This is a genomic window from Corynebacterium sp. UMB4614 (assembly GCF_030217065.1).
In the GTDB taxonomy this organism is placed as follows: domain Bacteria; phylum Actinomycetota; class Actinomycetes; order Mycobacteriales; family Mycobacteriaceae; genus Corynebacterium.
This window is the reverse complement of the sequence record NZ_JASONC010000147.1, coordinates 1-201: the sequence shown is the minus strand read 5'-3', so window position 1 is coordinate 201 and position 201 is coordinate 1. Positions and strand designations below refer to the sequence as shown.

At 49.8% G+C, this 201-nt stretch carries 1 pseudogene; it reads left to right on the top strand.

Going from position 1 to position 201, the window contains the following annotated elements:
* Positions 1-127: 127 nt before the first annotated feature.
* Positions 128-201 (top strand): annotated as a pseudogene (locus QP413_RS10315) (transposase); the annotation flags it as partial.

Sequence of the window (201 nt, the reverse complement as noted above, 5' to 3'; positions counted from 1 at the left end):
ATCAGCTTCTCGCTGATCTCATTGACCTTTGCCGGGTCATGGTTTTTCTTCGGTGACACCGTAGTCATTATCGATGAAACTCCTTCTAGATCAGAGCCTCACACACAAACTTCCTGACACCCTCGGTAGACCGCGTAAGCAGGCGAAAACCTTGACGCGTTACCCGTTTGAGGTCAAGCTTCGTGCTGTCGAACTTTTCAG